The organism is Rhizobium sp. BK112 (assembly GCF_014193215.1).
Classification (GTDB): Bacteria; Pseudomonadota; Alphaproteobacteria; order Rhizobiales; family Rhizobiaceae; genus Rhizobium; species Rhizobium anhuiense.
Genome location: NZ_JACHYZ010000013.1, coordinates 18679 through 45399 on the forward strand (window position 1 = coordinate 18679; position 26721 = coordinate 45399).

The 26721-nt window shown below is 61.6% G+C and carries 27 protein-coding genes; 14 read left to right on the forward strand and 13 right to left on the reverse strand.

From position 1 onward, the window contains the following. Positions 1-265 precede the first annotated feature (265 nt). Together modB and modC are read left to right on the forward strand one after the other, a co-directional pair. A complete protein-coding gene (modB, locus tag FHT75_RS28615; RefSeq protein WP_047615812.1) occupies positions 266-967 on the forward strand; it encodes a molybdate ABC transporter permease subunit in 702 nt (233 codons plus the stop codon). Beyond that, a complete protein-coding gene (gene modC, locus FHT75_RS28620; RefSeq protein WP_047615815.1) occupies positions 964-2031 on the forward strand; it encodes a molybdenum ABC transporter ATP-binding protein in 1068 nt (355 codons plus the stop codon). The genes modB and modC overlap by 4 nt, the downstream gene beginning before the upstream one ends. Here modC and FHT75_RS28625 read toward each other — a convergent pair whose 3' ends face one another. Further along, a complete protein-coding gene (locus tag FHT75_RS28625; RefSeq protein WP_063473855.1) occupies positions 2032-2409 on the reverse strand; it encodes a winged helix-turn-helix domain-containing protein in 378 nt (125 codons plus the stop codon). Between the two features lie 209 nt (positions 2410-2618). Here FHT75_RS28625 and rsfS point away from each other — a divergent pair, with 209 nt between their 5' ends. The 6 genes from rsfS to FHT75_RS28655 all read left to right on the forward strand — a co-directional run bounded on the left by rsfS (position 2619) and on the right by FHT75_RS28655 (position 8406). After that, positions 2619-3062 (forward strand): ribosome silencing factor, encoded by a 444-nt coding sequence (gene rsfS, locus FHT75_RS28630; RefSeq protein ID WP_032984631.1) that lies wholly within the window; start codon positions 2619-2621, stop codon positions 3060-3062. Positions 3063-3180: 118 nt separating this feature from the next. Then, the gene (gene rlmH / locus FHT75_RS28635) at positions 3181-3663 is read left to right on the forward strand and encodes a 23S rRNA (pseudouridine(1915)-N(3))-methyltransferase RlmH (protein ID WP_063473856.1); all 483 of its coding nucleotides are present in this window, start codon (positions 3181-3183) and stop codon (positions 3661-3663) included. Between the two features lie 176 nt (positions 3664-3839). Further along, complete coding sequence (locus FHT75_RS28640) at positions 3840-5240, forward strand: murein hydrolase activator EnvC family protein (RefSeq protein WP_063473857.1); 1401 nt, start codon at positions 3840-3842, stop codon at positions 5238-5240. Then, positions 5230-6552: a S41 family peptidase gene (locus FHT75_RS28645; protein ID WP_028759099.1), complete on the forward strand. Its 1323-nt coding sequence runs from the start codon at positions 5230-5232 to the stop codon at positions 6550-6552. The genes FHT75_RS28640 and FHT75_RS28645 overlap by 11 nt, the downstream gene beginning before the upstream one ends. Before the next feature lie 75 nt (positions 6553-6627). Then, positions 6628-7821 (forward strand): divergent polysaccharide deacetylase family protein, encoded by a 1194-nt coding sequence (locus FHT75_RS28650; protein ID WP_063473858.1) that lies wholly within the window; start codon positions 6628-6630, stop codon positions 7819-7821. Between the two features lie 51 nt (positions 7822-7872). Further along, complete coding sequence (locus tag FHT75_RS28655; RefSeq protein ID WP_047615822.1) at positions 7873-8406, forward strand: RNA pyrophosphohydrolase; 534 nt, start codon at positions 7873-7875, stop codon at positions 8404-8406. A 130-nt stretch (positions 8407-8536) separates the two neighbouring features. On the opposite strand, the gene bfr is transcribed toward FHT75_RS28655, so the two are convergent. From bfr to FHT75_RS36010, 5 genes are all read right to left on the reverse strand, one after another. After that, positions 8537-9022, reverse strand: a complete 486-nt coding sequence (gene bfr, locus FHT75_RS28660; RefSeq protein WP_047615824.1) for a bacterioferritin — start codon at positions 9020-9022, stop codon at positions 8537-8539. Continuing rightward, positions 8988-9386: a (2Fe-2S)-binding protein gene (locus FHT75_RS36005; RefSeq protein WP_080759938.1), complete on the reverse strand. Its 399-nt coding sequence runs from the start codon at positions 9384-9386 to the stop codon at positions 8988-8990. The genes bfr and FHT75_RS36005 overlap by 35 nt, the downstream gene beginning before the upstream one ends. A 121-nt stretch (positions 9387-9507) precedes the next feature. After that, on the reverse strand, positions 9508-12972 hold the full coding sequence (locus FHT75_RS28670) for an error-prone DNA polymerase (RefSeq protein WP_063473860.1): 3465 nt from the start codon (positions 12970-12972) through the stop codon (positions 9508-9510). Continuing rightward, entirely contained in the window at positions 12969-14513 is a 1545-nt protein-coding gene (locus tag FHT75_RS28675; RefSeq protein WP_280949749.1) for a DNA polymerase Y family protein, read from the reverse strand. Before FHT75_RS28675 ends, FHT75_RS28670 begins: the two co-directional genes overlap by 4 nt. Continuing rightward, positions 14425-15369, reverse strand: coding sequence for an ImuA family protein (locus FHT75_RS36010; protein ID WP_063473861.1), 945 nt, complete (start codon positions 15367-15369; stop codon positions 14425-14427). The genes FHT75_RS28675 and FHT75_RS36010 overlap by 89 nt, the downstream gene beginning before the upstream one ends. A gap of 161 nt (positions 15370-15530) precedes the next feature. Here FHT75_RS36010 and FHT75_RS28685 point away from each other — a divergent pair, with 161 nt between their 5' ends. Continuing rightward, positions 15531-15968 carry a metallopeptidase family protein gene (locus FHT75_RS28685; protein WP_028759144.1) on the forward strand — a complete coding sequence of 146 codons (438 nt, stop codon included), beginning with the start codon at positions 15531-15533 and terminating at the stop codon, positions 15966-15968. A gap of 22 nt (positions 15969-15990) precedes the next feature. On the opposite strand, the gene FHT75_RS28690 is transcribed toward FHT75_RS28685, so the two are convergent. Together FHT75_RS28690 and FHT75_RS28695 are read right to left on the reverse strand one after the other, a co-directional pair. Next, positions 15991-16197, reverse strand: a complete 207-nt coding sequence (locus FHT75_RS28690) for a DUF1737 domain-containing protein (protein ID WP_063473862.1) — start codon at positions 16195-16197, stop codon at positions 15991-15993. After that, positions 16197-17111 carry an HpcH/HpaI aldolase/citrate lyase family protein gene (locus tag FHT75_RS28695; protein ID WP_063473863.1) on the reverse strand — a complete coding sequence of 305 codons (915 nt, stop codon included), beginning with the start codon at positions 17109-17111 and terminating at the stop codon, positions 16197-16199. The genes FHT75_RS28690 and FHT75_RS28695 overlap by 1 nt, the downstream gene beginning before the upstream one ends. A 138-nt stretch (positions 17112-17249) precedes the next feature. Between FHT75_RS28695 and FHT75_RS28700 the strand changes: the two genes are divergently transcribed. The 3 genes from FHT75_RS28700 (at position 17250) to leuD (ending at position 18772) form a co-directional block, all read left to right on the forward strand. Further along, on the forward strand, positions 17250-17483 hold the full coding sequence (locus tag FHT75_RS28700; RefSeq protein ID WP_047615832.1) for a hypothetical protein: 234 nt from the start codon (positions 17250-17252) through the stop codon (positions 17481-17483). 126 nt (positions 17484-17609) lie between these two features. Further along, entirely contained in the window at positions 17610-18029 is a 420-nt protein-coding gene (locus tag FHT75_RS28705; RefSeq protein WP_063473864.1) for a VOC family protein, read from the forward strand. A gap of 134 nt (positions 18030-18163) precedes the next feature. After that, entirely contained in the window at positions 18164-18772 is a 609-nt protein-coding gene (gene leuD / locus FHT75_RS28710; RefSeq protein WP_047615835.1) for a 3-isopropylmalate dehydratase small subunit, read from the forward strand. Between the two features lie 73 nt (positions 18773-18845). On the opposite strand, the gene FHT75_RS28715 is transcribed toward leuD, so the two are convergent. Then, on the reverse strand, positions 18846-19778 hold the full coding sequence (locus FHT75_RS28715; RefSeq protein ID WP_063473865.1) for a pyridoxal-phosphate dependent enzyme: 933 nt from the start codon (positions 19776-19778) through the stop codon (positions 18846-18848). Positions 19779-19950: 172 nt separating this feature from the next. Between FHT75_RS28715 and leuB the strand changes: the two genes are divergently transcribed. Beyond that, positions 19951-21063, forward strand: a complete 1113-nt coding sequence (gene leuB / locus FHT75_RS28720) for a 3-isopropylmalate dehydrogenase (protein ID WP_047615840.1) — start codon at positions 19951-19953, stop codon at positions 21061-21063. 277 nt (positions 21064-21340) lie between these two features. After that, positions 21341-22093, forward strand: coding sequence for a lipid A 1-phosphatase LpxE (gene lpxE / locus FHT75_RS28725; protein WP_176707330.1), 753 nt, complete (start codon positions 21341-21343; stop codon positions 22091-22093). A 43-nt stretch (positions 22094-22136) separates the two neighbouring features. On the opposite strand, the gene FHT75_RS28730 is transcribed toward lpxE, so the two are convergent. The 4 genes from FHT75_RS28730 to FHT75_RS28745 all read right to left on the reverse strand — a co-directional run bounded on the left by FHT75_RS28730 (position 22137) and on the right by FHT75_RS28745 (position 26701). Continuing rightward, the gene (locus FHT75_RS28730) at positions 22137-24023 is read right to left on the reverse strand and encodes an MFS transporter (protein WP_063473866.1); all 1887 of its coding nucleotides are present in this window, start codon (positions 24021-24023) and stop codon (positions 22137-22139) included. Positions 24024-24221: 198 nt separating this feature from the next. Beyond that, positions 24222-25538 (reverse strand): ABC transporter permease, encoded by a 1317-nt coding sequence (locus FHT75_RS28735; RefSeq protein WP_063473867.1) that lies wholly within the window; start codon positions 25536-25538, stop codon positions 24222-24224. Beyond that, positions 25535-26227 carry an ABC transporter ATP-binding protein gene (locus tag FHT75_RS28740; RefSeq protein WP_063473868.1) on the reverse strand — a complete coding sequence of 231 codons (693 nt, stop codon included), beginning with the start codon at positions 26225-26227 and terminating at the stop codon, positions 25535-25537. Before FHT75_RS28740 ends, FHT75_RS28735 begins: the two co-directional genes overlap by 4 nt. Positions 26228-26233: 6 nt before the next feature. Then, positions 26234-26701, reverse strand: coding sequence for a hypothetical protein (locus tag FHT75_RS28745; protein WP_047616073.1), 468 nt, complete (start codon positions 26699-26701; stop codon positions 26234-26236). Between the last annotated feature and the right edge of the window lie 20 nt (positions 26702-26721).

Here is a 26721-nt window from a genome sequence, read left to right on the forward strand (position 1 = left end):
TGGGATTGCCCCTCACCCAAACCCGCTCGCGGGCGAGGGACGTGGCAAACGCCGCGTTGAGGTTGAGGAGGACGGTGCGACAGGGTCCCTTCGCCCCGCGAGCGGGGGGTCTGAAGGACGGGTCGAGACCCGTGGCTTGACCCCGGTCGGTGCCGGCAGGCGGATGAGGGGCAGGCGTCGGATGACGCCATGTAAAGAACGAGCATTGTCAACAAACTGAGGCTCGCCCCGGCGTGCCCCCAGACTTCCAGGGAGACAGCTGCATTTGGACATGTTGGGGTTGAGCAATGAGGAATGGACGGCGATCCTGCTCAGCCTGCGCGTCTCGATCGTCGCCATGCTGGCAAGCCTGCCCTTCGGCATCCTCGTCGCCCTGCTGCTTGCCCGCGGCCGCTTCTGGGGCAAGTCGGTGCTGAATGGCGTCGTTCACCTGCCGCTGGTCCTGCCCCCGGTCGTCACCGGATTCCTTCTGCTCATTCTGTTCGGCCGCCGCGGTCCGGTCGGCAGCCTGCTCGACCAGTATTTCGGCATCGTTCTCTCCTTCCGCTGGACGGGTGCGGCCTTGGCCTGCGCCATCATGGCCTTTCCGCTGATGGTGCGCAGCATCCGCCTGTCGATCGAGGCGGTCGACCGCAAGCTGGAGGAGGCCGCCGGAACGCTCGGCGCCGGACCTGTCTGGGTCTTCTTGACGATCACCCTGCCGCTGACCCTGCCCGGCATCATCGCCGGCATGATCTTGTCTTTTGCCAAGGCAATGGGCGAATTCGGCGCGACGATCACCTTCGTCTCCAACATTCCCGGCGAAACCCAGACGCTGTCGGCGGCGATCTACACTTTTACCCAGGTTCCGGGCGGCGACGCCGGCGCATTCCGCCTGACGCTCGTTGCCGTCGTCATTTCCATGGCCGCTTTGCTCGCCTCCGAATTCCTCGCCCGTCTCGCCGGCCGGAGGATCGATCCGGAATGACGCTGATCGTCGAGGCAAAACAGAAGCTTGGCGCCTTTTCGCTCGATGCCGCCTTCACCTCCGAGCGTGGCGTCACCGCGCTGTTCGGCCGTTCCGGTTCCGGCAAGACCGCGATGATCCGCATCATCGCCGGCCTCGCGCGCCCGGACGCAGGCCGCGTCGCCCTTGACGGCGAGGCCCTGACCGACACCGCAACCGGCATCTTCATCCCGAAACATCGCCGCCGTTTCGGTTATGTCTTCCAGGAGGCGCGGCTTTTCCCGCATCTCAGCGTTCGCGCCAATCTCTCCTACGGCCGCTGGTTCGCGGCGAGAACGGCAGGCAGTGAGAGCTTCGATCGCATCGTCGACCTGCTCGGCATCGAGACGCTGCTGGCGCGCAGCCCCGCGAAACTCTCCGGAGGCGAGAAGCAACGCGTCGCCATCGGCCGCGCGCTTCTCTCCTCGCCCCGCCTGCTGCTGATGGACGAGCCGCTCGCCGCCCTCGACGAGGCGCGCAAGGCTGAGATTCTGCCTTATCTGGAACGTTTGCGCGACGAGACCGACATCCCGATCGTCTATGTCAGCCATTCGATCGCAGAGGTGGCGCGGCTGGCAAACCATGTCGTCGTCATGCGCGACGGCAAGGTGGAAGCGACCGGTTCCGCCATCGACATATTGAGCCGTCCGTCAACCTCCGCCGATCGGCGCGAGGCGGGCGCGCTACTCGAAGGCACCGTGGAAAGCTTCGATCCGCTTCACCGCCTGTCGACCGTCGCGCTGAAATCCTGCCGGCTCCATATTCCGGGTGCGGCCCTTGCGCCCGGCAAATCGGTCCGCATCCGCATTCCCTCCCGCGATGTCATGTTGGCGACCGCAAAGCCGGAGGGGCTCAGCGCGCTGAATATTCTGGAAGCAAGGATAGAGCAGATATCGCCGGCCGAGGACGGAACGGTGGAAATCCGGCTCGATTGCGGCGGCGATATCATTCTTTCCCGGATCACGACGCTCTCCTGCGAGCGCCTCGATCTTCGGCCGGGAAGGGCGGTCTTCGCCGTCATCAAGACGGTTGCCCTGGAGGCCTGATCAGCCGCGCTTGCCCTGTTGCAGATTGCGCTTGCCTTCGAGCCAGGCGAGATCGTCGGCAAGGCTGGTGCGCACCGTCTTTTCCATCCGGCGGAAACGCTCGAGCAGTTCCTCGCCGAACAGCGTCAGCACCGCGCCGCCGCCCCTTTGCCCGCCGCGCTGCGATTCCACCACCTGTTCAGAGAACATCCGGTTCATCTCGCTGACGAGCAGCCATGCCCGGCGATAGGACATGTCCATCGCCCGCCCCGCCGCCGAGATCGAACCGGTCGAGCGGATGTGCTCCAGGAGCTCCATCTTTCCGCGACCGAGGCGATCCTGGTCCGGGAAGCTGATTCGCAGGACGGGAACGAGTGTTTTTACGGCTGAGTCGGTCATTGAATCCAGAGATCGCGGAATTTTCGGCACTTTACGCTGCGGTATGGAAACTGTACACCGCCCGCCGGAAGCAGCCCGCGTGGCAATATTCTTCAATTCGGACGTTAGATCGGATTTTCGGCCGTTCCGTACCTTAGCATGTCTTGAAACATTAATGGTTTGATGCCTATCTTAACCATGATCCGGTCTCGATCGGATCTGTGTTGTGCATAGTTTGTCATTCCAGGAAAGGGAAAGCACTGACAACAGTACACGCCAAGGGAAAAACGCTCGCCGTTATCCCGAAGAGTGCGGAACGTGGCGCCGATGCCGCCGCCCGTGCCCTAGAAACCGTCCTCGCCAGCCTTGAGGACTCCAAAGCTGAAGATATCGTCACCATCGACATTGCCGGAAAATCGGCGCTGGGAGACTACATGATCGTCGTCTCCGGCCGCTCGAACAGGCATGTCATGGCGATCTCGGATCATCTGCTGACCGACCTTAAGGACGACGGCCTCGGTACGGCCCGCGTCGAAGGTCAGGAAGGCGGGGATTGGGTCCTGATCGACACGGGTGACATTATCGTGCATGTGTTCCGTCCCGAAATCCGCGAGTTCTACAACATCGAAAAGATGTGGGCGGCTCCGGATATGGATGAAGAAACACGGCACTGACAGGCAGGCCGGCATTCTGTCCGGCGCCTGAGACGTGGCATTGGCTGGCCGGAAAATATCACAAGCCGGCCGGTGGCGCAGTGTGCGCCCGATGTGCCGCATGAGCGGGAGCGGATGAATGCGAATAGGTCTTTTTGCGGTGGGACGGCTGAAGTCCGGCCCCGAAAAGGATCTTGTGGCCCGCTATCTCGACCGTTTTGCCAAGGCCGGCCCTGCCGTCGGCCTCGAATTTACCCGTGTTGCCGAAGTGGCCGAAAGCCGTGCCTCCAATGCGGAAACCCGCAAGCGTGAAGAGGCGGCGATGCTTTTGAAATCGCTTGCCGATGGCAGCATTCTCATTCTTCTCGATGAACGCGGCAAGGCGCTCGACAGTGAAGCCTTCGCAAATCTGCTCGGCTCCTATCGCGATCAGGGCAAACGCGAACTGACCATCGCGATCGGCGGCGCCGACGGCCTCGATCCCTCCCTGTACGATCGTGCCGACGCCACGCTGTGTCTTGGCAAGATGACCTGGCCGCACCAGCTGGTGCGCACGCTGATCGCCGAACAGCTCTACCGCGCCGTTACCATCCTGTCCGGCCACCCCTATCACCGCGTCTGATGCCGCGGCGGCCCGATGCGTCGCCCAGCGCGTCGTAATGTCACGCAGCCGTGTTTGCTTGGACACTCGCTGTCCGTCGAACGTTCTGGCAAAGCGCGCCAAATCAGCTTAGTCTTCGCGCGATTTGAGAAAGTGCCCCAACACGCATGACGAGAGCATCCACCAGGCGACACCGCATGATCCTGCCGGCTATCGCGGCCGGTGTCGGTGTGGCGGTGATTGTCGTGTCGGCAAATCCGTTCATCGTCCGGGCGCAGGAAGCCGCCCCCGAAGCGGCACAATCCGCACCGCAGCCGGCAGCCGAGCCGCCACCGCCCGATCCCGCCGCCGAACTTGCCGCCAAGCGTGATCAGACCCGAGCCGAACTCGAAACCCTGTCGAAGACCATCAGTCTCTCCACCGACAAGGTGAGCGCGCTTCGCCGGAGCATTGCCGATCTGGAAAAGAGCACGGAGAGCATCCGCCAGGCGCTGATCGATTCCGCCGCACGCCGCAAGGCGCTTGAAAGGCAGATCCTCGAAAGCGAGAAGAAGCTTGCCGGTCTCGGCGTCAAGGAGGATGGCATCCGCCGTTCCCTGCATGAGCGCCGCGGCCTTCTGGCCGAGGTGCTGGCAGCACTCCAGCGCATGGGCCGCAACCCGCCGCCCGCTTTGCTCGTCACCCCCGATGACGCGCTCGCATCGGTGCGCAGCGCCATTCTGCTCGGCGCGGTCGTGCCCGGCATCCGCAAGGAGACCGACAAACTTGCCGCAGACCTCGCAAACCTCGCCGCATTGCAAACCGCAAGCGCCGCCGAAAAGGCCTCGCTGACCGCGACGATGACGGATGGCATCGAGGAGGAGCGGCGCATGGACCTGCTGCTTGCCGAAAACGACAAGCTCAGCCGCAACAATGCCGCCGAACTCGCAGCCGAGAGAAGACGCTCCGAAGAGCTGGCGGGCAAGGCGACGAGCCTTGAAGGCCTTGTCGCCTCGATGGAATCCGAGATCGCTTCGGTGCGGGACGCTGCCGCCGCCGCCCGCCAGGCGGAGGAGAACCGCAGGCTTATGACGGACGAGCAGCGCGCTCAGGCCAGGGCGCTCGCCGACAGCGGCGTGCCCGATAAAAACCGCATTGCGCCCGCATATCCCTTCGGAGAATTGAAGGCGAAATTGGAGGTGCCCGTTGCGGGCGATATCCTGCGCCAGTTCGGCGATGCCGACGGCACCGGACACGAGGCCATGGGAATGACGGTCGCCACCAATCCGGAGACGGTGGTGACGGCGCCTGCGGATGGCCTGGTGGTTTTCGCCGGCGCGTTCCGCAGTTACGGCCAGATGATTATCCTCGACGTGGGCGATGGATATCACCTGGTTCTCTCGGGAATGGATACGATCAATACCCGTCAGGGAAAGTTCGTTTTCTCCGGCGAGCCGCTTGCCGTGATGGGCGCAAAAAGAGTGGCAAGCGCAACTGCATTGGCGCTGGAAACGGACCGGCCAACGCTTTACATTGAATTTCGAAAGGACGGTAAACCGGTCGATTCCCGGCCGTGGTGGACCTCCAAAGACACTGGAAAGGCACGCAATGATTCGTAGGGCTTCTCTTGTTCTGGTCGGCGCATTGATGGGTGCGACCGCAATGAGCGTCATTTACTCGGCGGGTGTGCCGGCAGAAGCGGCCGGATCCTCTACATACAAGGAACTTTCGGTTTTCGGCGATGTCTTCGAGCGCGTGCGTGCGCAATACGTGACGCCGCCGGCCGAAGACAAGCTGATCGAGAACGCCATCAACGGCATGCTCTCCTCTCTCGATCCGCATTCGAGCTACATGAATGCGAAGGACGCCGAGGACATGCGCACCCAGACCAAGGGTGAGTTCGGCGGTCTCGGCATCGAAGTCACGATGGAAGACGAACTCGTCAAGGTCATCACCCCCATCGATGATACGCCCGCCGCCAAGGCCGGTGTTCTCGCCGGTGACTATATCTCCGAGATCGACGGCCAGTCCGTGCGCGGCCTGAAGCTGGAGGACGCCGTCGAGAAGATGCGCGGCGCCGTCAACACGCCGATCAAGCTAACGCTGATCCGCAAGGGCGCCGATAAGCCGATCGAACTGACGATCGTCCGTGACGTCGTCGCCGTCCAGGCAGTCAAGTCGCGTGTCGAGGACGATGTCGGTTATCTCCGCATCATCTCCTTCACCGAGAAGACCTATCCCGACATGGAAAAGGCGATCAAGAAGATCAAGGACACCGTTCCGGCTGACAAGCTGAAGGGTTATGTTCTCGACCTGCGCCTCAATCCGGGCGGCCTGCTCGACCAGGCGATCAACGTCTCCGATGCCCTGCTGCAGCGCGGCGAGGTCGTTTCGACCCGCGGCCGCAATCCGGATGAAACCCGCCGCTTCAATGCCGGCCCGGGCGACCTGACGGATGGCAAGCCGGTGATCGTGCTGATCAATGGCGGTTCGGCTTCCGCATCGGAAATCGTCGCCGGCGCTCTTCAGGATCTGCGCCGTGCCACCATTCTCGGCACGCGCTCTTTCGGCAAGGGCTCCGTCCAGACGATCATCCCGCTCGGCGAAAACGGCGCGCTGCGCCTGACCACGGCGCTCTATTACACGCCGTCGGGCCGCTCGATCCAGGGTACCGGCATCACGCCCGACATCAAGGTCGAGGAGCCGCTGCCGGAGGAACTGCAGGGCAAGATGGTGACCGAAGGCGAATCCAGCCTGCGCGGCCACATCAAGGGCCAGAGCGAGACGGATGAAGGTTCGGGCTCCGTTGCTTACGTCCCGCCGGACCCGAAGGACGACGTTCAGCTGAACTACGCGCTCGACCTGCTGCGCGGCAAGAAGACCGATCCGGCCTTCCCGCCGAACCCGGACAAGGCCGTCGTCGCCAAGTAATCGATCATCTCAAGGCCGGGCACCTCGCCCGGCCTTCCCTTTCTGCTGTTTCCCGGTTTTGGAGCGGGCGAAAAATTGGGAACGGACCTGCATGCGCCTTTGGGCCGCAACCGCAAAACCGGCAGCCGGCGCCCGGGTGTTCTGCGCCTGGGCCGCATCGCCGCCAGTCTCTGCCTTTTCGCGATAGGCGGCTTTTCGCTCTATACGGCATTTCGCGGCGATGGGCTCGAACGCAGCAAACCGCCTGCGGCCGAGCAGCCAGCAACGCCGCCTTCCCAGCCTCGGCCACCAACGTCAGCCGCCAACCAGGCGGCTGACGGCATGCCGCGCGCCGAGCCGCGCTCGGGCGCCAATGTCGAGCAGATGGTCACCGGTGACGGCTCCGTCGTCACCAAATACAGCCCGCGCCCGCGTGACGGCAGCGGGCCGGTGCTGGTCGATGCCATGCAGATCGGCCAGGATCCGCGCATGGCAGCTCAGCCGAATGAAGCATTGCTCGAAGAAACCCCCTTGGGCAGGCTTCCGATCGTCGGTCCGGATGGCCGGCGGCCGATGGATCAATATGCCCGTCCTTCGTCCGGCGCGCGCGGCGTCCGCATCGCCATCGTCGTCAGCGGTCTCGGGCTCAGCCAGACCGGAACGCAGCGCGCCATAGCGGACCTGCCGGAAGAGATCACCTTCGCTTTCGCCGCGAGCGGCAACAGTCTGCAGCGCTGGATGCAGGAAGCCCGCCGCGGCGGCCACGAGATCCTGTTGCAGGTACCGCTCGAACCATTTGATTATCCGGCGAATGATCCGGGTCCTGAAACCCTGCTGACCACGAAGCCGGCCGCCCGCAACATCGAGAACCTGCACAAGGCGATGGGCGAGATCACCAATTATACCGGCGTCATGAATTATCTCGGCGGCCGTTTCTTGTCGGATCCCGCCGCCATGGAACCCGTGATGCGCGATATCGGCAAACGCGGCCTGCTGTTCCTCGACGACGGCACTTCGGCACAATCAAAGACGGCGACGGTGGCCAAGGGAACCGAACTGCCTTATGCCTTTGCCGATCTGCAGCTCGACGGCCAGCTCGATATCAACGCCATCCTGAAGAAGCTCGACGAGCTCGAGCGCATCGCCCGCAAGAACGGTCAGGCGATCGGCGTCGCATCGGCTTTCGATGAGAGCGTTGACGCCATCGCCAAATGGAGCGAGGGGGCCGCGATGCGCGGCATCGAGATCGTCGGCGTCGCCGCCCTTTCCAACGACCCCCGGAATCCTTGATGAGAATCCTTGATAAGGATCCCTGAGAAGAATCCCCTAACGGAGAAAAAGATGAGCCAGGCGACTGTGAAAGCCGAGGATCTGCCCTACCGCCCCTGCGTCGGCGTGATGATCTTGAACCGCCAGGGTCTCGTCTGGGCCGGGCGGCGCATCCCCGACGGCAATTCCGAATATGACGGCTCGCCGCAGCTCTGGCAGATGCCTCAGGGCGGCATCGACAAGGGCGAGGATCCATTGGACGCCGCCTACCGCGAGCTCTACGAGGAGACCGGCATGAAGACGGTGACCCTGCTCGCCGAAGCGCGAGACTGGATCAACTACGATCTGCCGCCGGCACTGATCGGCATCGGGCTGAAAGGAAAATTCCGCGGTCAGACGCAGCGCTGGTTCGCCTTCCGCTTCGACGGCGACGACAGCGAGATCGCCATCAACCCGCCGCCGGGCGGCCACGAGCCGGAATTCGATGCCTGGGAGTGGAAGCCGATGCAGCAGCTGCCGGGGTTGATCGTCCCCTTCAAGCGCGCCGTCTACGACCAGGTCGTGGCCGAATTCCAGCATCTGACGACGCTGCAATCGGAAGATTGATTGAGCAGGAAGACCGCTTCGGTTTGCGCTCGGCAAACGGGAGCAAGGTCCACGACAATGCCAGATGAAGAATATCGGGCCAGGTGAAGAATATCGGCCGCCGATGGGGCGGCCGATATCGGCAGGGGCCTTATTCAGCCTCGTCGGCGGAGTCGGCGTTGAGCTGGCCGTATTTGCTCTCGCCGATTTTCTCGAGCAGATCGATCTGTGTTTCGAGGAAGTCGATATGACCTTCCTCGTCCGCCAGCAGCTCTTCGAAAAGCTTCATGGAGACGTAGTCGCCGGCCTCATGACAGATATCGCGCGACTTCTTGTAAGCCGTGCGGGCGTCATATTCGCCGGCAAGATCGGCTTCCAGCACTTCCTTGACGTTCTGGCCGATGCGCAGAGGTGCAAGGGTCTGCAGGTTGGGATGGCCTTCGAGGAAGATGATGCGCGCAACAAGCCGGTCGGCATGATGCATCTCTTCGATGGATTCGGCGCGCTCCTTCTTGGCGAGCTTGGTGTAGCCCCAGTCCTCAAGAAGACGATAGTGAACCCAATATTGGTTGACCGCACCGAGTTCGAGGAACAACGCCTCGTTAAGCCGCTCGATGACCTTTTTGTCGCCTTTCAATGTCCGCTCTCCTGTTTTCCTCATGGAATTGTTTCAAGCGGGACATGAAATCAAATATTTCGGTCTCCGTCGAGTGGCGACGGGCGTGATATTCCTCGGTCGTCTGGATAATGATGTCGACGACGTTGGGAAAACAGCCGCAGCAGCGGCCGCGTTTTTCCATGGCGTGGTAGACCTTCGCAGGCACGATAAGCTGCCAACAGTCTTCATCGAGAAGGTTGGTGATAACCTCCCGGATTTCCTTATCGGTTATATAATTGCAGCTGCAGACGAGCACGTCTTCATTCCAAACATGACACTGACTATCGTGTTTTCTGCTAAAGAAGATGGTGGCTGTCAAGAAAAAATTCGAGCCCCGCATCATTGAATAACAGCGTCCGGATGAGACCCCATGCATATCGTCTAAAATTATGCAGAGGTTTCAGGATGATGACGCCACAAGGCCGATGAAGACGCGCCGCATGCCCTGATCGGGTGACGCTATTTTAATGGAAGTTGCGTCCGCGCGGCATCACTTCAGCCGTTGCCGCCGCGCCCGCATGGCGGTCTGTTGCAACCATGCGTTTTTCCAGCTCCACCCTCTCTTGCGCATGCGCAAGCTTTTTCTGCCGCGGATCGCCCCCCGGTCTCAGCACTTCGTCTGCTCGTTCGCAGGCGCCGAAACGCCGGGCCTCGCGGTGCAGGATCCCGAGCGCCGGCGTCATATCCTCGATATGCTCGACAACGGTATGGATCACTCCGCTCTGGCTTTGCAGCCTGCCGCGGATTTTCACCAGCCGAGCACCCATCACGACCGATCGGTATTTATCGAACATTTTCGGCCAGACGATCGCATTGGCCACACCGGTTTCGTCTTCCAGCGTCATGAAGATCACACCTTTGGCCGAACCCGGTCGCTGGCGCACCAGCACGAGGCCGGCGATCGTCACCCGCTTTCCGCTGGCGATCTTCAACAGATCGACATTGCGCGTGATGCCCGTCCTTTGAAACTCCTCCCGCAGGAAAGAGACCGGATGCGCCTTCAGCGACAACGAGAGATAACGATAGTCCTCGATGACCTGTTCTCCCGGCAGCATGTCCGGCAGCTTCGCCATAGGTTCGATCTGGAGGTCGATATGACGGGCCTGCTCGAAAAGCGGTAGTTCCTCGGCTGCGCTCTTCACATCCAGCGCCCGCACCGCCCAGAGCGCTTCGCGCCGCGACAGATCGATCGACCGGAATGCATCGGCATCCGCCAGCCGCTCGATGACGGATTTTTGCAGACCGGACCGCAGCCAGAGATCGCGCACCGAACTGTAACCTTCGCCTCGATTGCCGACCAGTCGTTCCATATCGTCTATCGAGAGGCCCTTGATCTGGCGAAAACCCAGTCGCATCGCATGCCGGGTCTTGATGATCGTGCGCATCTTCTCATGCCGGAAATCGACGGCATTCCGATCGAAGACAGCTTCTTCCAGTCCGCAATCCCAGTCCGATTCATTGATATCGACCGGCAGGATCCTTACCCCGTGCTCGCGTGCATCCCGCACCAGCTGCGCCGGCGCATAAAACCCCATCGGCTGGGAGTTCAGCATCGCCGCGCAGAAGACATCGGGATAATAGGCCTTGAGCCAAGAGGAGGCATAGACGAGCAGCGCGAAGGAGGCGGCGTGGCTTTCGGGGAAGCCGTATTCGCCGAAGCCTTTGATCTGGTTGAAACACTGCTGCGCGAATTCCTGGGCATAGCCCTTTGAGACCATTCCCTCGATGAACCGCTTTTCGAAATTGCCGATCGTCCCGGTTCTCTTGAATGTCGCCATCGCTCTGCGAAGCTTGTCGGCTTCCGCCGGTCTGAAGCCTGCGGCGGTAATGGCGATCTGCATGGCCTGTTCCTGGAACAAGGGCACGCCGAGGGTTCTTTCCAGAACCGTTTCCAGCTCCTTGCTCGGATATTCGATCGGAATGTTCTTGGCCTGCTGCTCCCGGCGCTTCAGATAGGGATGCACCATATCGCCCTGGATCGGTCCTGGCCGCACGATCGCCACCTCGATGACGAGGTCGTAGAATAGCTTCGGCTTCAGACGCGGCAGCATGCTCATCTGCGCCCGGCTTTCGATCTGGAAGACGCCGAGCGTATCGGCCCGGCCCATCATCTCGTAAACCGGCTCGCCTTCGTCCCCATGCTCCTTGTTGCCGAGGTCTGCGAGCGTCTTCTTCACGTCGTAATGCAGTTCAAGCAGCGAGAAGGCCTTCCGCAGGCAGGTCAGCATGCCAAGCGCCAGCACATCCACCTTGAGGATCTTGACATTGTCGAGGTCGTCCTTGTCCCACTCGATCATGTAGCGATCCGGCATCGCCGTCTTCATGATCGGCACCACCTCGTCGAGACGGTCCCGCGTGATGACGAAGCCGCCAACATGCTGGGTGAGGTGGCGGGGGAAACCGAGAAGCTCGGACGCATATTTCAGCACGTTCTGCGTCACCGGATCCTTGATGTCGAGGCCGGCCGCCTTGGCATCCCGTTCGGAGAGATTGTCCTCCGACCAGCCCCAGACGAGGCTGCTGATCGCCGACTGAACATCCTCCGAGAGCCCAAAGGCCTTGGCGACCTCACGGCCGGCCGAACGGGTCCGATAGGTGGTCACCCCCGCCGTCAGTCCGGCATGTTCTATGCCGTATCTCTTGTAGATGAACTGGATGACCTCTTCGCGCCGGTCATGCTCGAAATCGACATCGATATCCGGCGGTTCGTCACGATCCATCGAAATGAAGCGGTCGAAGAGCAGCGTGCTCTTCTGCGGATCGACTTCCGTTATCTCAAGACAATAGCAGATGACCGAGTTTGCCGCCGATCCGCGCCCCTGGCACAAGACCTTAAGTTCATAGCGGGCGTGCTGGATGATCTTGTGAACCGTCAGGAAGTAGGAGGCATATTGCTTATCCCCAATGAGTTTCAGTTCATAATCGATCTGTTGCGCCACCTTGGGCGGGATACCGTCGGGATAACGCCTTGCGGCGCCCGCTCTCGTCAGTCTTTCCAGGGTCTCCTGCGGCGTTTCGCCCGGATCGTTTTCAGGCGGATAATTGTGCTCCAGTTCCTTCAGCGAAAAGCTCAGCTTGCCGAAAAAGGTCTGCGTATTTTCGATCGCATCAGGATAGTCCCGGAAGATCCGGGCCATTTCACGTGAATCCTTGAGGTAACGTTCGGCATTCGGCGCCAGCAGGAATCCGGCTTGTGGTATCTGCACATGCTCCCGGATCGCGATCACGACATCCGAAAGCGGCCGGCGTTCAGGATGGTGGTAAATCGGCTGGTTGGTGGCAATCAGCGGCACGCGGTTTCGGGCAGCCAGCATCGAAAGCACCGCAAAGACCTGCCTCTCGCGGCCGTCATAGGCTGGCGCCAGCGCCATGAAAAAGGCCTTGCGGAATCGCCTGCGAAGCCGCTCCAGATAATCGTCCAGCGTCGACTGCCCCGCCTGATGATCGACAAGGCTGCGGTCGGGAACGAGGGCGAGCATCATCTCGTCCCCCCATTCCGCAAGCTCCGCTTCCGTCAGGATGCAGCTTCCCTTGACCGCTTCTTCCTTCAGATTGCCGGCGCTGAGAAGGCGGCAGAGGTTTGCCCAGCCTCGCCGGTTTTGTGGATAGGCAAGGATATCAGGCGTTCCGTCGGAAAAGACGAGACGCGCGCCCGGTTGAACCCGGATAGGATCGAGAATGACCTCTGTTTTTCCCTTCTTCTTCGCCTCAGCCAGAATCTCATCCCTGTTCTTGTATCTCTCCTCAAGCTGCTCCGCCTGGGCATGCGCTCGCACAACGCCGGCAACCGAATTGCGGTCCGCAATCCCGAGACCGCCGAGCTTCAAATAAGCGGCCTGCACAACCATCTCTTCCGGACCGGAGGCGCCTTCGAGAAACGAGAAATTCGTTCTCGTGCCGACCTCGAAGAATGCCCGTGCGGTTGTCATGCGAACACGCCGTGCATGAACCAGCGAGGGTCAAGCTCCTGACCATAAAAACCACGACGATAGATCCAGAAGCGATGCCCGGTCTCATCCTCAATGCGGAAATAGTCACGCGCCTCGGCCTCATCCCCATCGATCCACCACTCCATGGCAATCCGTTCCGGCCCTTCGCTTCTTGCCACCTGATGCTGCATGCGCCGCCAGCGGAAGATCTGCGGCGGACCATCGGGCACTTCGGCCATCATGATCTCGACCGGCTCCGGCGTTGCAAAGAGCCGCAACGGGCGCTCTTCGCGGAAAGGAAGTTGGATGTCCCGCGCTACCTTCCGCCTGGGAAGACTCTCCATTACAGGAACCGTAATGACGGCGCGTTCCGGCACATGACTCTCGCGAAGCTGGAAGCTTTGCAGGCAATCCGCACCAAGCCGGGCCGACACCCGGTCGACGAAAACAGAAAGCGAGATCTCTCCCTGACGATCGCCCTCGAAATCCCCCTGCGCTTCGTTGAAGGAATCGTGCCGCAACACATTCAACCGCAGGATCTCGAAACCATAGCCGGCATCGAGATCATCATAGACCGCCTGCAATCGCTCGGAAAAAAGCCCGGCAATGAGCTTTGGTTCGCGCAGCGGCTGCGAAGCGCCGACGGAGATACGAAAGACCCTGCCGTCGACGCGGAACAGGACCAGTTCGAACACCCGCCCGCCAGCCCCTCGCGCCTCCAGCGACGGCTGCAGCGACATGGCGACCTGCCTGGTGACGGCAAGGATCTGCTCTTCCGTCCCGATGGGCTCCATCAGCCGGCTTTCGGCCGAGAGGCTGGCGACAGGACGCCGGGGAGAAACCGGCTCTTCTTCATGCCCCAGCGCCTGGTCGAGACGCAGAAGCAGCTCCGGCCCGAACCGGCGGGTTAGCGGCGCTCGCGGCGCATCGATGACATCGCCGATATATTTCAGGCCGAGCTTCTTCAGAGCATCGACGGTTTGTCCTTCCAGCCGCAAGGCTGTAACCGGCAAGGACACCAGCACATGTTCCGCCTCTTCGTCCTCGATCACGCCACTCTGCCCGAAGCGGGACACCGCCCAGGAAAGGCCGGGCGATGATGAAATCGCGCCCCGTGCATCGAACCCCATATGAAAAAGCCGCGACAGCACATCCCGAAGAAGCGCCTTTTCACCGCCGAACAGATGGGCGCAGCCGCTAATGTCGAGAAACAGACCGTCCTTGCCGTCGAATGCCACCAGCGGCGTATAACGGTCGCACCAGTCGGCAATTGCCTCCAGCAGCCGGCGGTCGGCCGCCGGATCCTCTTCCGCGACCTCGAGCATTGGATACATGGCGCGCGCTTCGGCAACGCCCAAATCCTTCCTCAACCCCAGCCTCTCGGCCAACTCGTCCAGTGCCGTCAGCCGAATGGCATTGTTGAGCTTGCCGGAACAGACGATAGGCGGCGTCTCAGGACGCCCTTTCGAACGCCAGGAGAGCCCCCATCGTTTGCGGGCGATGCGGTCCGTTGGCAGATGCGGGAAGCTGAGCGCCAGAATGCGCTGACTGTTGGCCTGGAGGACGAACGAGGTTTGGTTCGGCGACAGGGAGAAATTCGCGTTCATGGGGATTCCACTCCAGAAGAAAGGAGAGCGGAGCCGGATTGCGGCTCTTCTCCAGCGTGAGACGGAAAATCGGATTGCCGATGCTGCCGGAAAGCCTCGATCCGTCCGGCAACGGCCGTAGACCGGCCGGGGCCGGTTCGACATGCAGACGGAAAGCCGCACTGCTTGCCTCCTCCGCTCCGGCCTGGCGCACGAGAAAGAGTGGATGGCGGGCAGCCCGCGCCCGAAGACTGAGCCTGCGGCTTTCGGTCAGCCCGAAATGGGCGGGATTGCCTCGCACTTCGAAGATGACGGCCGAGAAGGCAGCGCTTTCCACCGCCGCCTCCACCAGCCAGAGCGCCTCGTCCAGCTTGCGTGGCGCGGCGTGGAGAAACCGCTCCGGGCTCAGTCCGAAATCCCGAAGTCCGGGGGCATAGGGACGGCCGGCCTCCAGCGTGCCGATTGCATCGCCGATCCAGAGCAACGGCAGAAACCTGCCGGCATCCGCTTCCTGTTTCTGCAGCCGTGCGGCAACAGCCATAGCCAGCCCGCTTGCCGCACCGGCATCGCGAGACAGAGCCGAGCGGAATTCGGTGATCGCATCGAGCGGCAGGCCGCCTTCCAGTGCCCCATCGAGGAACTCTATTCCAAACGGCAGGGGCGGCAGAGTGCGCTCCTGGCGGGCCTTGCGTCCTTCCGCCACGGCTTCCCGTTCCGCCGCGGCAAGCGCCGGCGCGGGCTTTCCCTCCAGTCTGGCGATGGTTTCGCGGAGCGCAAAAAGCCGCTCGCGCGCCAGGGCGTGCTGCGCCATGGCGTTCTCCAATCCGTCTTGTTCCTGTTATGTTCTTATAGATTCCAGAGAGCTAATGAAGAGTCAACGGCCATTCTCTATGAATTTATTCCTGCCTTTGATTCCGCACTCGAAAATCGGCGATAAAGGTTCTATATGGGCCCGCAAAGGAAGGAATATTCATGGCCCGCAGAGACCAGAGCGATGATTGGCGGGACCGCCATGCGCCGACGATCAGCACCTTCGAGTCGCTGGCAATGGAGGCCTACAGCCATCTGCCGGATGAATTCCGCCAGCTGACGACCAACCTCACGATCGAGATCGAGGATTTCCCCGATGACGACGTTTTCGAGGACATGGCGCTGGAAACCCCTTTCGACCTGCTCGGCCTTTTCGAGGGCAGGGGCATTTCCGAACGTTTCACGGTGGAAACCGGCGAGATGCCGAACCGCATCCGCCTCTACCGCCGCCCCATCCTCGATTACTGGGCTGAGAACGATGAGACGCTCGGCGATATCATCACCCATGTCCTGATCCACGAGATCGGCCATCATTTCGGGCTGAGCGACGATGACATGGAGCGGATCGAGGCCAGCGCCGAGGAAGCCGCCGAGCGCTAAACCGCGCGTTCGGCAGAACGCGCTACTGCTCGGAGAGCTTCATCTCAGGATCGTAATCCTTGCTTTCGACATGTTTGACGACGGCCTGGCCGCACTGCATCGCGCCGGTTGCGGCATTGAAGGCATAGGTCGGCGAGCCCTCCAGCGACCAGCCCTTGTTGAGGGCGGCGGTAACCTTGTGGCAGAAGGAAGCATCGTCGGGACCGGTCAGGAAGCGGTAGAGTTTCATCACATCGTCTTTCGTGCTGCAGCCTGGCGGGCTGCGATCAGGCGGGCTTTATGAACCAGACTTTCCGCCTGGACAAGATGCAGCCGCTCGATCATCCGACCGCCTGCATTGATGACGTTCAGCCCCTCGGAAGCGGGATCGGCAAAGGCTGATATGATCGCCTCCGCTTCCGCAATCGCGGCCGGATCCGGGCCGAAATGGCGATTGGCGGGCTCGATCTGCGCGGGATGGATCAGCATCTTGCCGGTAAAGCCCATGGCCCGGCCCTGCTGACATTCGGCATCGAAACCCTGCTCGTCCCTGAAATCGTTGAAGACGCTGTCGATCGCATCGAGCCCGTAGGCGCTGACCGCAAGGACGACCTGCATCAGCCACGGCACGAGATAGCTCCGTCCCGGCTGCGGCAGCACGTCGGTTTCCTTGCGCAGGTCGTTGAGCCCGACGACGAGACAATCGAGCCGCGAGCCCGGCGTGCGCCCGGCCTCGGCGATATCAGCCGCATTCAGGATGCCGCGCGGCGTCTCGATCATCGCCCAGATGCGCAGATCTTCGGGCGCATCCGCCTCGGAGAGAAGGTCGCTGATATCAGTGACATCCTGCGGCTCGTCGACCTTCGGCAGCAGAACGGCATCGGGACCAAGCGCCGTCACCAGCTTCAGATCGGCCAGGCCGAAATTGGACGACAGGCTGTTGATACGGATGATCCGCTCCTTGCCTTGGAGCGGCCGATCCGAAAAAAAGCGCCTCAGGTTTTCCCGCGCTTCCGCCTTCTTTTCCGGCGCCACCGAATCCTCGAGATCGAAGATCACTGCATCGCAATCGACCGCATGGGTCTTTTCGAGGGCGCGGGGGTTGATGGCAGGCACGCTCAGCACCGAACGGCGCAGGCGAGGGGTCACGGGGTTTCGGCTCATGGCGAATTAGTGCCAAGCTTTGACAGCCGAAGCAAGCAACCTGCCCCAGAACATCCAGCAGAACAACAAAAAGCCATGCTTGCCTTGCAGAGAGGAAAGAGAAGGACCACATTCCTTTCCGAAGAAAGGTCTCTAACCATGCAGAACATTCGCTCCATCTTCCTCATGCTTGCCGGCGCCACCGTTTTCGTGGCCATGCTGCTTCTCACCTTTTCGGTGACGCTTGCTGTCGGCGGCATCCTGACCGTACTCATGGTCGGGCGCGCGCTGTCGATGAAGATGAAGCCCGCTCCGATCCGTGCCAAGGCAAACAACGGTAAGCCGGAGATGCGGGTGTGGAACGACGGCCGCGGCACGATCATCGATCTCTGATCACCTTTTCACTGAAGATTTCGTTCGCTGAAAAATTTCGGCCGACACTGTCGGATCACGCTTCCATGCTGCGTCCTTGAAGCAGCCAGGCATTCAGCCGGCGCTAAAAACGAATGGAGGACAAGCATGGATGCGACAGAGAGCAACCCGACCAAGATGCCGCCGGTCAAGAATGGCCTGCTGCCCTATCTGACGGTCAATGGCGCGGTGAAAGCTGCGGAATTCTACACGAAGGCTTTCGGCGCCGAAGAGGCCTATCGCGTGCCGGTCGACGAAAACGGCAGAACGATGCATGTGCATCTCTACATCAACGGCAGCTCCCTCATGCTGTCGGATGCCTATCCCGAATACGGCCATCCCTTCAAAGGCCACGAAGGCTTCGCCATCCAGCTGGTTATCGACGATATCGATTTCTGGTGGGATCGCGCGGTTGCGGCCGGCGCCGAAGTCGTCATGCCGGTCGAACTGATGTTCTGGGGCGACCGCTACGGCCAGCTTCGTGATCCGTTCGGCGTCCTCTGGGGGTTGAACGCACCGTCCAAATAAGGGGACCGGCGCAATCGGCAGGCCGCGCGAAACGTCGCGTGGCCGCCATCTGTGAAAGATTCTCCTTCATTTCGACGAAAAACTGGACTAGATGCAAATTCAGAAAGTAGATTTGCTGAAATGGAGCATGGATCATGGATAAATTCGTGAAGCTCACGGGCGTTGCAGCGCCGCTGCCGGTCGTCAACATCGACACCGACATGATCATTCCGAAGGATTATCTGAAGACGATCAAGCGCACCGGCCTCGGCACCGGCCTCTTCGCCGAAGCCCGCTACAATGAGGACGGCTCGGAAAACCCGGATTTCGTGCTCAACAAGCCGGCCTATCGCGATGCCAAGATCCTCGTTGCCGGCGACAATTTCGGCTGCGGCTCCTCGCGCGAGCACGCGCCCTGGGCGCTTCTCGATTTCGGCATCCGCTGCGTGATCTCGACCAGCTTCGCCGACATTTTCTACAACAACTGCTTCAAGAACGGCATTCTGCCGATCAAGGTCAGCCAGGACGATCTCGACAAGCTGATGGACGACGCCTCGCGCGGCTCCAACGCCATCCTGACCGTCGACCTCGAGAGCCTCGAGATCACCGGCCCCGATGGCGGTTCGATCAAGTTCGATCTCGACGAGTTCAAGCGCCACTGCCTGCTGAACGGCCTCGACGATATCGGCCTGACGCTCGAAAAGGGCAAGGCGATCGACAGTTTCGAAAAGAAGAACGCCGCTTCGCACCCTTGGGCGGCCTGAGCACAATCCAATAATTGCCGATCAAGCCGGGCTTTCGCCCGGCTTTTTCTTTACAGTACCGAATTGCCGCAGATCAGAGAAACTTCTCTTTCCAAGCTCTGAGCTTTTCGAGCGATACGCCGATGCCGCCGCAGACTTCGATCAGCGGATTGTCGAAGCGCTGAAGCAGCCCGGCATGCACATCGGCAACGGCAAGGGCGGCACCGCAAGCCGGCTCGACCAGAATGCGCTGCGCATCGGCGAATTTCAGGCAGGCGGCAACGGCATCGGCGTCGCTGACGACGACACTTTCGATCGGATGCTGCTTCGGTAGGTCGAAGACATGCTGCGCCACCTGCCGCGCCCCGAGCGAAGTGGCAATCGAGGTAATGGCGGGAAGGGTGATACGCTCATTCGCCTTGAGGCTGGCGTTCAGCGAGGCCGCCCCTTCCGTTTCGACGGCGATGACGGGCACATCGGATAGCCCGTTTCGCTGCAACCCCGCGACAATGCCGGCAAGCAGCCCGCCACCACCGACGCTGGTGACGACGCAATCGAATTTTGCACCCTTCGCCACCACTTCGTCGATCAGCGTGGCATGGCCATCCCACAGCAGCGGATGGTCGAAGGGGTGCACATAGGTCGCCTTACGGCTCCGGGCGAGTTCGACGGCATGGGCATTGGCTTCGTCGAAGACCGAACCATGGACGAGGACATTGGCGCCCGTCGCGGTAATCGTCTGCCGCACATCGGCCGTCGTCGTCTCCGGCACGACGATCGTGACCGGTATGCCGAGCGCCCGGCCGGCATAAGCCGCGGCAATCCCGGCATTGCCGCCGGAAGCACAGAAGATCTCGCGCGCCCCATTTTCCACCTCGTGCTGGCAAAGCCTGCCGACGCCGCGCAGCTTGAAGCTGCCGGAAGGCTGCAGCGCATCAAGCTTCAGCCAGAGCCGTTTGCCGCTGGCGCTATAACCGGATGCTGTCTGAACCAAGGGCGTGTCGAGATGGAGAGGTGCGAAAGGCATGGGCAACATCCAGGGAAAGAAAAGGGTAGGCCCGCCGTTTCTAATCCGTTTGCAGGCACGGGAGCAACCATCGCGGCGAAGAGCGAAGCGTACCGATTCACCTCTTCTCTCGCTTGAAATGCCCATTTCCGGGGTCTAAGAAGCCGCAACTTGTTTTTCCCAGGAGGGTTTCATGACAGCGCGCAATCTTTTCCTGCTGCCGGGTGACGGCATCGGTCCCGAGGCCATGGGCGAGGTCCGCAAGATCATCGCCTATATGAACGAGGCGATGAACGCCGGTTTCGTCATCGACGAAGGCCTTGTCGGCGGCTCTGCCTATGATGCGCATGGCGCGGCGATCTCGGAAGCCGACATGCAGAAGGCACTTGCCGCCGATGCCGTTCTCTTCGGCGCCGTCGGTGGCCCGAAATGGGATAGCGTGCCTTACGAAGTGCGTCCGGAAGCCGGCCTGCTGCGCCTGCGCAAGGATCTGCAGCTCTTCGCAAACCTGCGTCCCGCCATCTGCTATCCGGCCCTGGCGTCAGCCTCGTCGCTGAAGCCGGAGCTGGTCGAAGGCCTTGATATTCTGATCATCCGCGAGCTGACGGGTGGCGTCTATTTCGGCGAGCCGAAGGAGATCATCGACCTCGGCAACGGCCAGAAGCGCGGCATCGACACACAGGTCTACGATACCTACGAGATCGAGCGCATCGCCGGCGTCGCCTTCGAAATGGCCCGCACCCGGCAAAACCGCGTCTGCTCCATGGAAAAGCGCAACGTCATGAAGTCGGGCGTGCTCTGGAACCAGGTGGTGACCGAGACGCACAAGGCGAAATATTCCGACGTCCAGCTCGAACACATGCTGGCCGATGCCGGCGGCATGCAGCTGGTGCGCCAGCCCAAGCAGTTCGACGTCATTGTCACCGACAACCTCTTTGGCGACATGCTCTCCGACGTCGCCGCCATGCTGACCGGTTCGCTCGGCATGCTGCCGTCGGCCTCGCTCGGCGCGCCTGACGGCAAGACCGGCAAGCGCAAGGCGCTCTACGAACCGGTGCACGGCTCGGCTCCCGACATCGCCGGCAAGGGCATCGCCAATCCGATCGCCATGATCGCCTCCTTCGCCATGTGCCTGCGTTACTCCTTCAATCTGGTGAAGGAAGCCGACGACCTGGAAAAGGCGATCGCCAACGTGCTCGATAAGGGCATCCGCACCGGTGACATCATGGCCGATGGCGCAAGGCAGGTCGGCACCGTCGAGATGGGCGATGCGATCCTGGCCGAGTTCAAGACGCTTTCCGCCTGATATTTCACGTGAAACAGTTCCGGCCCTTCGCATGATGCATGCGGAGGGCTTTTTCTCTCTGGAGCGCGGGCCGCATCGGCTTGGTCGAATTATCCCAAACGGACTATTCTCGGCCACAATCTCGTGTATTTTTGCGCCGGATTTTAACCAGCGCATAGCCCCGAAATCGGAATCGATATTCGGAAAGCATTATGCGCCAATTCAAGTGATAAAGCGTCCTTAGCGCGTCCTGCTGGATATGGCGGCGCTCCAGGACAAAATTCGAACGGACGACGGCATGCGGGCATTTTGGGCTTCCCTGGACAGGCGCTGGCGCCGGAGCAGCGCCGGCATGCCGCCTTTGCGCTGGCAGGCCTGCCTCTTCATCACGCTCAATGCCGTCATCCTCTCCATGCTGCTCTTCGATGCGCCGATTGGCGCCAGCGAAGTTCCTGCACCGGTGAAGCAGCTCGGCCAGATGCTGACCGGTTTCGGCGATTCCGCCTGGCTCATCTACACCAGCATCCTGTTGTTCTTTCAGGGGCGGGCGGGTTACAAGCTTGTCAAGTCGGCGCGCTCCAAGGCGCAGGCGCTCTATGTCAGCTGGATCGGCGCCTATCTGTTCATCACGGTCGTCTTCTCGGGGCTTCTCGCCAATCTGCTGAAACGCACGATCGGCAGGGCACGTCCCGATCATTTCCACGATTACGGCATGTTTTCCTTCACGCCCTTTTCAGGCCATGCCGCTTTCGAAAGTTTTCCATCCGGCCATTCCACAACGGTCGGCGCTTTCTTCGCCGCATTCGCGCTGCTGTTTCCGCGCTACCGCGTCGCCTTTATCGCCTGCGCCATCTGGCTCGGCATGACACGCGTCATGGTCGGCGCCCATTATCCGAGCGATGTCATCGCCGGCCTTGCCTTCGGCGCCTGGTTCTCGCTGCTGACGGCGATCGTCTTCGCCCGCTGTGGTCTGCTCTTCACACTGGCGCCGGATGGCTGGCCGATCGCCAAGTGCCTGTTCCCTGACACGAAAAAACCCGGCGCCTTGTGAGCGCCGGGCCCTTTCTCAAGCGGAACGCGGCTCAGCCAACCGCTCAATCCATTGCGTGGATATCCCTGTTCTTCGTTTCTGGCAGGAAGATCAGGCCGATCACCAGCGTGATCGTCGCAAAGACGATCGGGTACCAGAGACCGTAATAGATATCGCCTGCGGCAGCGCTCATCGCGAAGGCCGTCGCCGGCAGCAGGCCGCCGAACCAGCCGTTGCCGATGTGATAGGGCAGCGACATGCCGGTGTAGCGGATGCGGGTCGGGAAGAGCTCGACCAGAAGTGCGGCGATCGGCCCGTAGACCATCGTCACATAGAGGACGAGGATGAACAGGATGGCGATCGTGCCGATCCAGTTGACGCGGGCGGGATCGGCGACCATGGCGAAAGTGCCGCCATTGGCGATGTTGTAGACCGCCATGTCGGTGACGCCATTGGCCTCATCCGCCGTCAGCAGCTTGGTCTCGACCAGCTTGGCGGCCGGCACGGTTTCCTTCGTACCGGCGCGCACGGCATCGGCATTGAGCGACAGTTCCGGATTGGCGGCAATGAAGGCGTCGAGCTTGGCATCCGCCACCTTGGCGGCGCCGCGGTTCAGCGGATAGCCGGCATCGTGAAGCGCGATGTTGACGCCCTTTTCGAAGGCGGCGGTCATGCCCTTGGCCTTGTCGCCGGCAGCGACGACGTCGAAGCTCGGGATCGTCGCGTTGCCAACCTTCACCGTTGCCGGCTGTCCGGCAGGGCCGGGCACGACGTCATAAGGCACCGAATTCCTCGTCAGGAATGCCGTCGCCACGTCGCAGGAACTGGTGAACTTCGCCGTGCCGGTCGGGTTGAACTGGAACCGGCAATCCGCCGGATCAGCCGTGACCGTTGCCCGGATCGAAGCCTGCGCTTCGGCAAGCGCCGGATTGGCCGTCCAGGTCATCGCCTTGAACAGCGGATTATACGTCACCGCCGCGATGAGAAGGCCTGCCATGATGATCGGCTTGCGGCCGATCTTGTCGGAGAGGCCGCCGAAGATGACGAAGAATGGCGTGCCGAGGAGAAGTGCGATCGCGACCATGACATTGGCCGAGAACAGGTCCACCTTCAGCACGTTCTGCAGGAAGAACAGCGCATAGAATTGGCCGCCGTACCAGACGACCGCCTGGCCCATTGTGGCGCCGAGAAGCGCGATGATCGCGATCTTGGCATTTTTCCATGTCCCGAAGGCTTCGGTCAGCGGCGCCTTGGAGCCCTTGCCTTCCGCCTTCATGCGCTGGAACGCCGGCGATTCGTTCATCTTCAGGCGGATCCAGACGGAGATGCCGAGCAGGACGACCGACACCAGGAACGGAATGCGCCAGCCCCAGGCGGCGAACTCAGCCGCACCCATCAGATATTGAACCAGGACGATGACGATCAGCGACAGGAACAGGCCGAGCGTCGCCGTCGTCTGGATCCATGAGGTGAAATAGCCGCGGCGCCCGTTCGGCGCATGTTCGGCGACATAGGTTGCCGCACCGCCATATTCACCGCCAAGCGCCAAGCCCTGCAGCAGACGCAACGCGATCAGGATGATCGGGGCTGCGATGCCGATGGTGGCCGCGCCCGGCAGGATGCCGACGAGGAAGGTCGACAGACCCATGATCATGATCGTCATCAGGAAGGTATACTTGCGGCCGACGAGATCGCCGAGACGGCCGAACACCAGCGCGCCAAAGGGGCGCACCAGGAAGCCGGCAGCAAAGGCGAGCAGCGTGAAGATGTTGCGCGTGGCCTCGGGATACTGGGTGAAATAGGTCGCGCCGATATAGGTGGCGAGCGAACCGTAGAGATAGAAATCATACCATTCGAAAACGGTGCCGAGCGAAGAGGCGAAGATGACCTTCTTCTCCTCGCCGGTCATCGGACCGGCCTTCGCGCCGTCGATGCTTGCGACATTTGCCATTGTCTGTCCTCCACAGAGTGATGAGCAACGCGCGCGACCTACTCTCCTCAAAGCAGACCCCTGGCCGCGACACGCCTGACGGGAGTGTGCCAGAAACGGCAGATCAAAAAGAGAGATGCTTTGGGATTATGACTTTAGTCTAATGATGCCGGGCAGTGTCATGCAGATCCGGCCCTCCGCCGCCGGAGGTTGGATCCGTTACGCTCTCAGCGCCTGCGCCGGCGATTGGCGATAGGCAAGCACTGCCGGCAAAGCGGCGAGGACCGTGGCAAAGGCAAGCAGAACCGCCGCAAGCCCGGCATCTTCACGGGCGAAGACGACCGGCATGGTGATCCCGCTCGTCTCGGAGAACATGTCGGACAAGAGGAGGGCCGCAGCATAACCGAGGGCGAATCCGAGCCCAATGCCGACTGCCACCAGGAAGAAGAATTCCAGCCAGACAATGCCGAAAATCGCCCCACGCGGCGCGCCGAAGGCCCTCAGCGCGCCGATCTGGCGGCGGCGCTGGCCGATATGGATGACAGTGACCAGCACCAGCGAGGCCGCGACGAGAGCTTGCGCTCCGGAGGCGACCGCGACGAGGATCTGCTTGGCGTCGCCGAGCGTGGCGTAGAGATTGGTCAACACCTCGCCGGGAAAAACGGCGACGGTATTGCCGCTGCGATATTCCTGCCGCAGCTTGTAGGCATCGGCGATCGTCTTCGGCTTGACGAGAATGGCGGGAAGGCCGGGAGCGTCGGCAGTCCAGCTCTCGTCGAGTGCGGCATCCGGGTCAAGCTTGCCGTGATGCTCATGTCCATCGTGATGCTCGCCGGCTTCCTCATGCTCATGGCCATGTTCGGCCGTACCCGTGCCGGACGCCGCTTCATGCTCGTGCTCGCTCTCGGCCCCTTCCTCCGCATGTTCCTCCGCCGCCAGGCCATGGATATGCCAGACGGCCTGGATCGGAACGAGAATAGCCCGGTCCCAGGCGGTCCCGGTCGGCCGCAGGCGGCCGGCGATATGATAGACGAGTTCGATGTGGGTCTCGCCGCCCTCTTCCGGCAAACCGTGCATCGGCTTGATCTCGCCGCCGAGCGACAGTTTGACGGCGGAGCCGATCACCGCCTCGCCCTCGCGCGCAAAAATCTTGCCCTCGATCAAGCCGCCGGACAGGTTTTGCGCCAGCATGGTCGTCGTGCCGACGATCGGATAGCCGGAGAAGGAATCCCCGAAGCCGATCGGAGCGGCCCAGTCGACACGCGGATCCGCGGCAAGCTTGCCCAGCACCTCGCCCCGCATGAGCGGTAAAGGCGAGGGCTGCAGGAAGACGGAAGACAGCACCAGCTGCGTCTCGCTGCCGCCTGCGCCGATGACGAGATCGAACTTGTCGGCGGCGCGCGCGCTGCCGAGGCGAAGCGCCCGTTCCTGCAGCACGACGGAAACGCCAAGCGCGGTCGCAAGCGCCACCAAAAGCACCACCACCAGCGACCCCGCCCAGAGGCGACGAAGATCGGAAAGGATGAAGCGGATCATGCAGCCTCTCCCGCCGTTGCCGTGGAATCTTCGCTGATCCGGCCGGAGCCGAAGGTGATGCAACGGTCGAGGCGGCTGGCCAGGCGCTGATCGTGTGAAACGACGATCAGCGTACTGCCTTCGGCAATGGCAAGATCGAGAATGAGATCGCCGACAGCCTCGCCGCTTTCGGCATCGAGGCTTGCGGTCGGTTCGTCGGCGATGATGACGCCGGGCTTGCGCAGCAGCGCCCGGCCGATCGCCACCCGCTGCATCTCGCCGCGCGACATGGTTTCGATCTTCTGGCCGGGGCGGGAAAGACCAACCGTGCTCAAAAGCGCATGCGCCCGCTCGATGATATCTGCCGTGGCGGCGCCGGCAAACCGCGCCGGCAGAAGCACGTTTTCCAGCGCCGAAAGGCCGGGAAAGAGATGAAACTCCTGCATCACCAGGCCGATATTGGCGGCACGGAACCGGTCGCGCCGGCTTTCTGAAAAACCCGCGATATCCTCGCCGTTCCAGCGGATGCGGCCTTGCCGTGTCCGCTCCAGCCCGGCCACGATATTGACGAAGGTGCTCTTGCCGGAGCCGGACGCCCCTGTAATGGCGACCCTGCTGCCGGCAGCGATCGACAGGTGGCCGATCGCCAGCGCCGGCGAGGACAGGCCAGGGAAGACAACGGAAAGGTTTTCGATATTGAGAGCGAGCATATCGGTTCAGACGGCGGAATATTCGGCCTGGCGGATGCGCAGCAGGCTGACGAAGCCGGTGTCCGGATCCGTCCACGAACCATGTTCCAGCATGCCGCGCACTTCGATGGTCTGGCGCGGCTGCACGAAGGTTTGTTTCTCCAAGAGATAGACGACGACGATATTGTCCGGCCAGTCCGTATCCGAGGAGCAGAAGGGGCAGAGCGACATCGGCACTTCGGTGAGCACGAAGAACTGGGCTTCGGCTTTCAAGGGCGGCGCCATGAAACCTTTCATGCTGACATCTTTGCCGGCAAGGCGCTTCACCTTGTCGGAGAATTCGAGGCCGAGCACGCCGAACTTGCCGTAGAGCTCAGCGAAGCTGATTGAGGAATCCGCAGCAAAACTCGGGCGAACCACAGCCGCGAAAGCCAGCGTACCGATGGCGCCGATCAGGCCGCGGCGGCTGAGATGCCGCGAACGGAGTTTTTCCATGGCGATCTCCAAGAATGAAG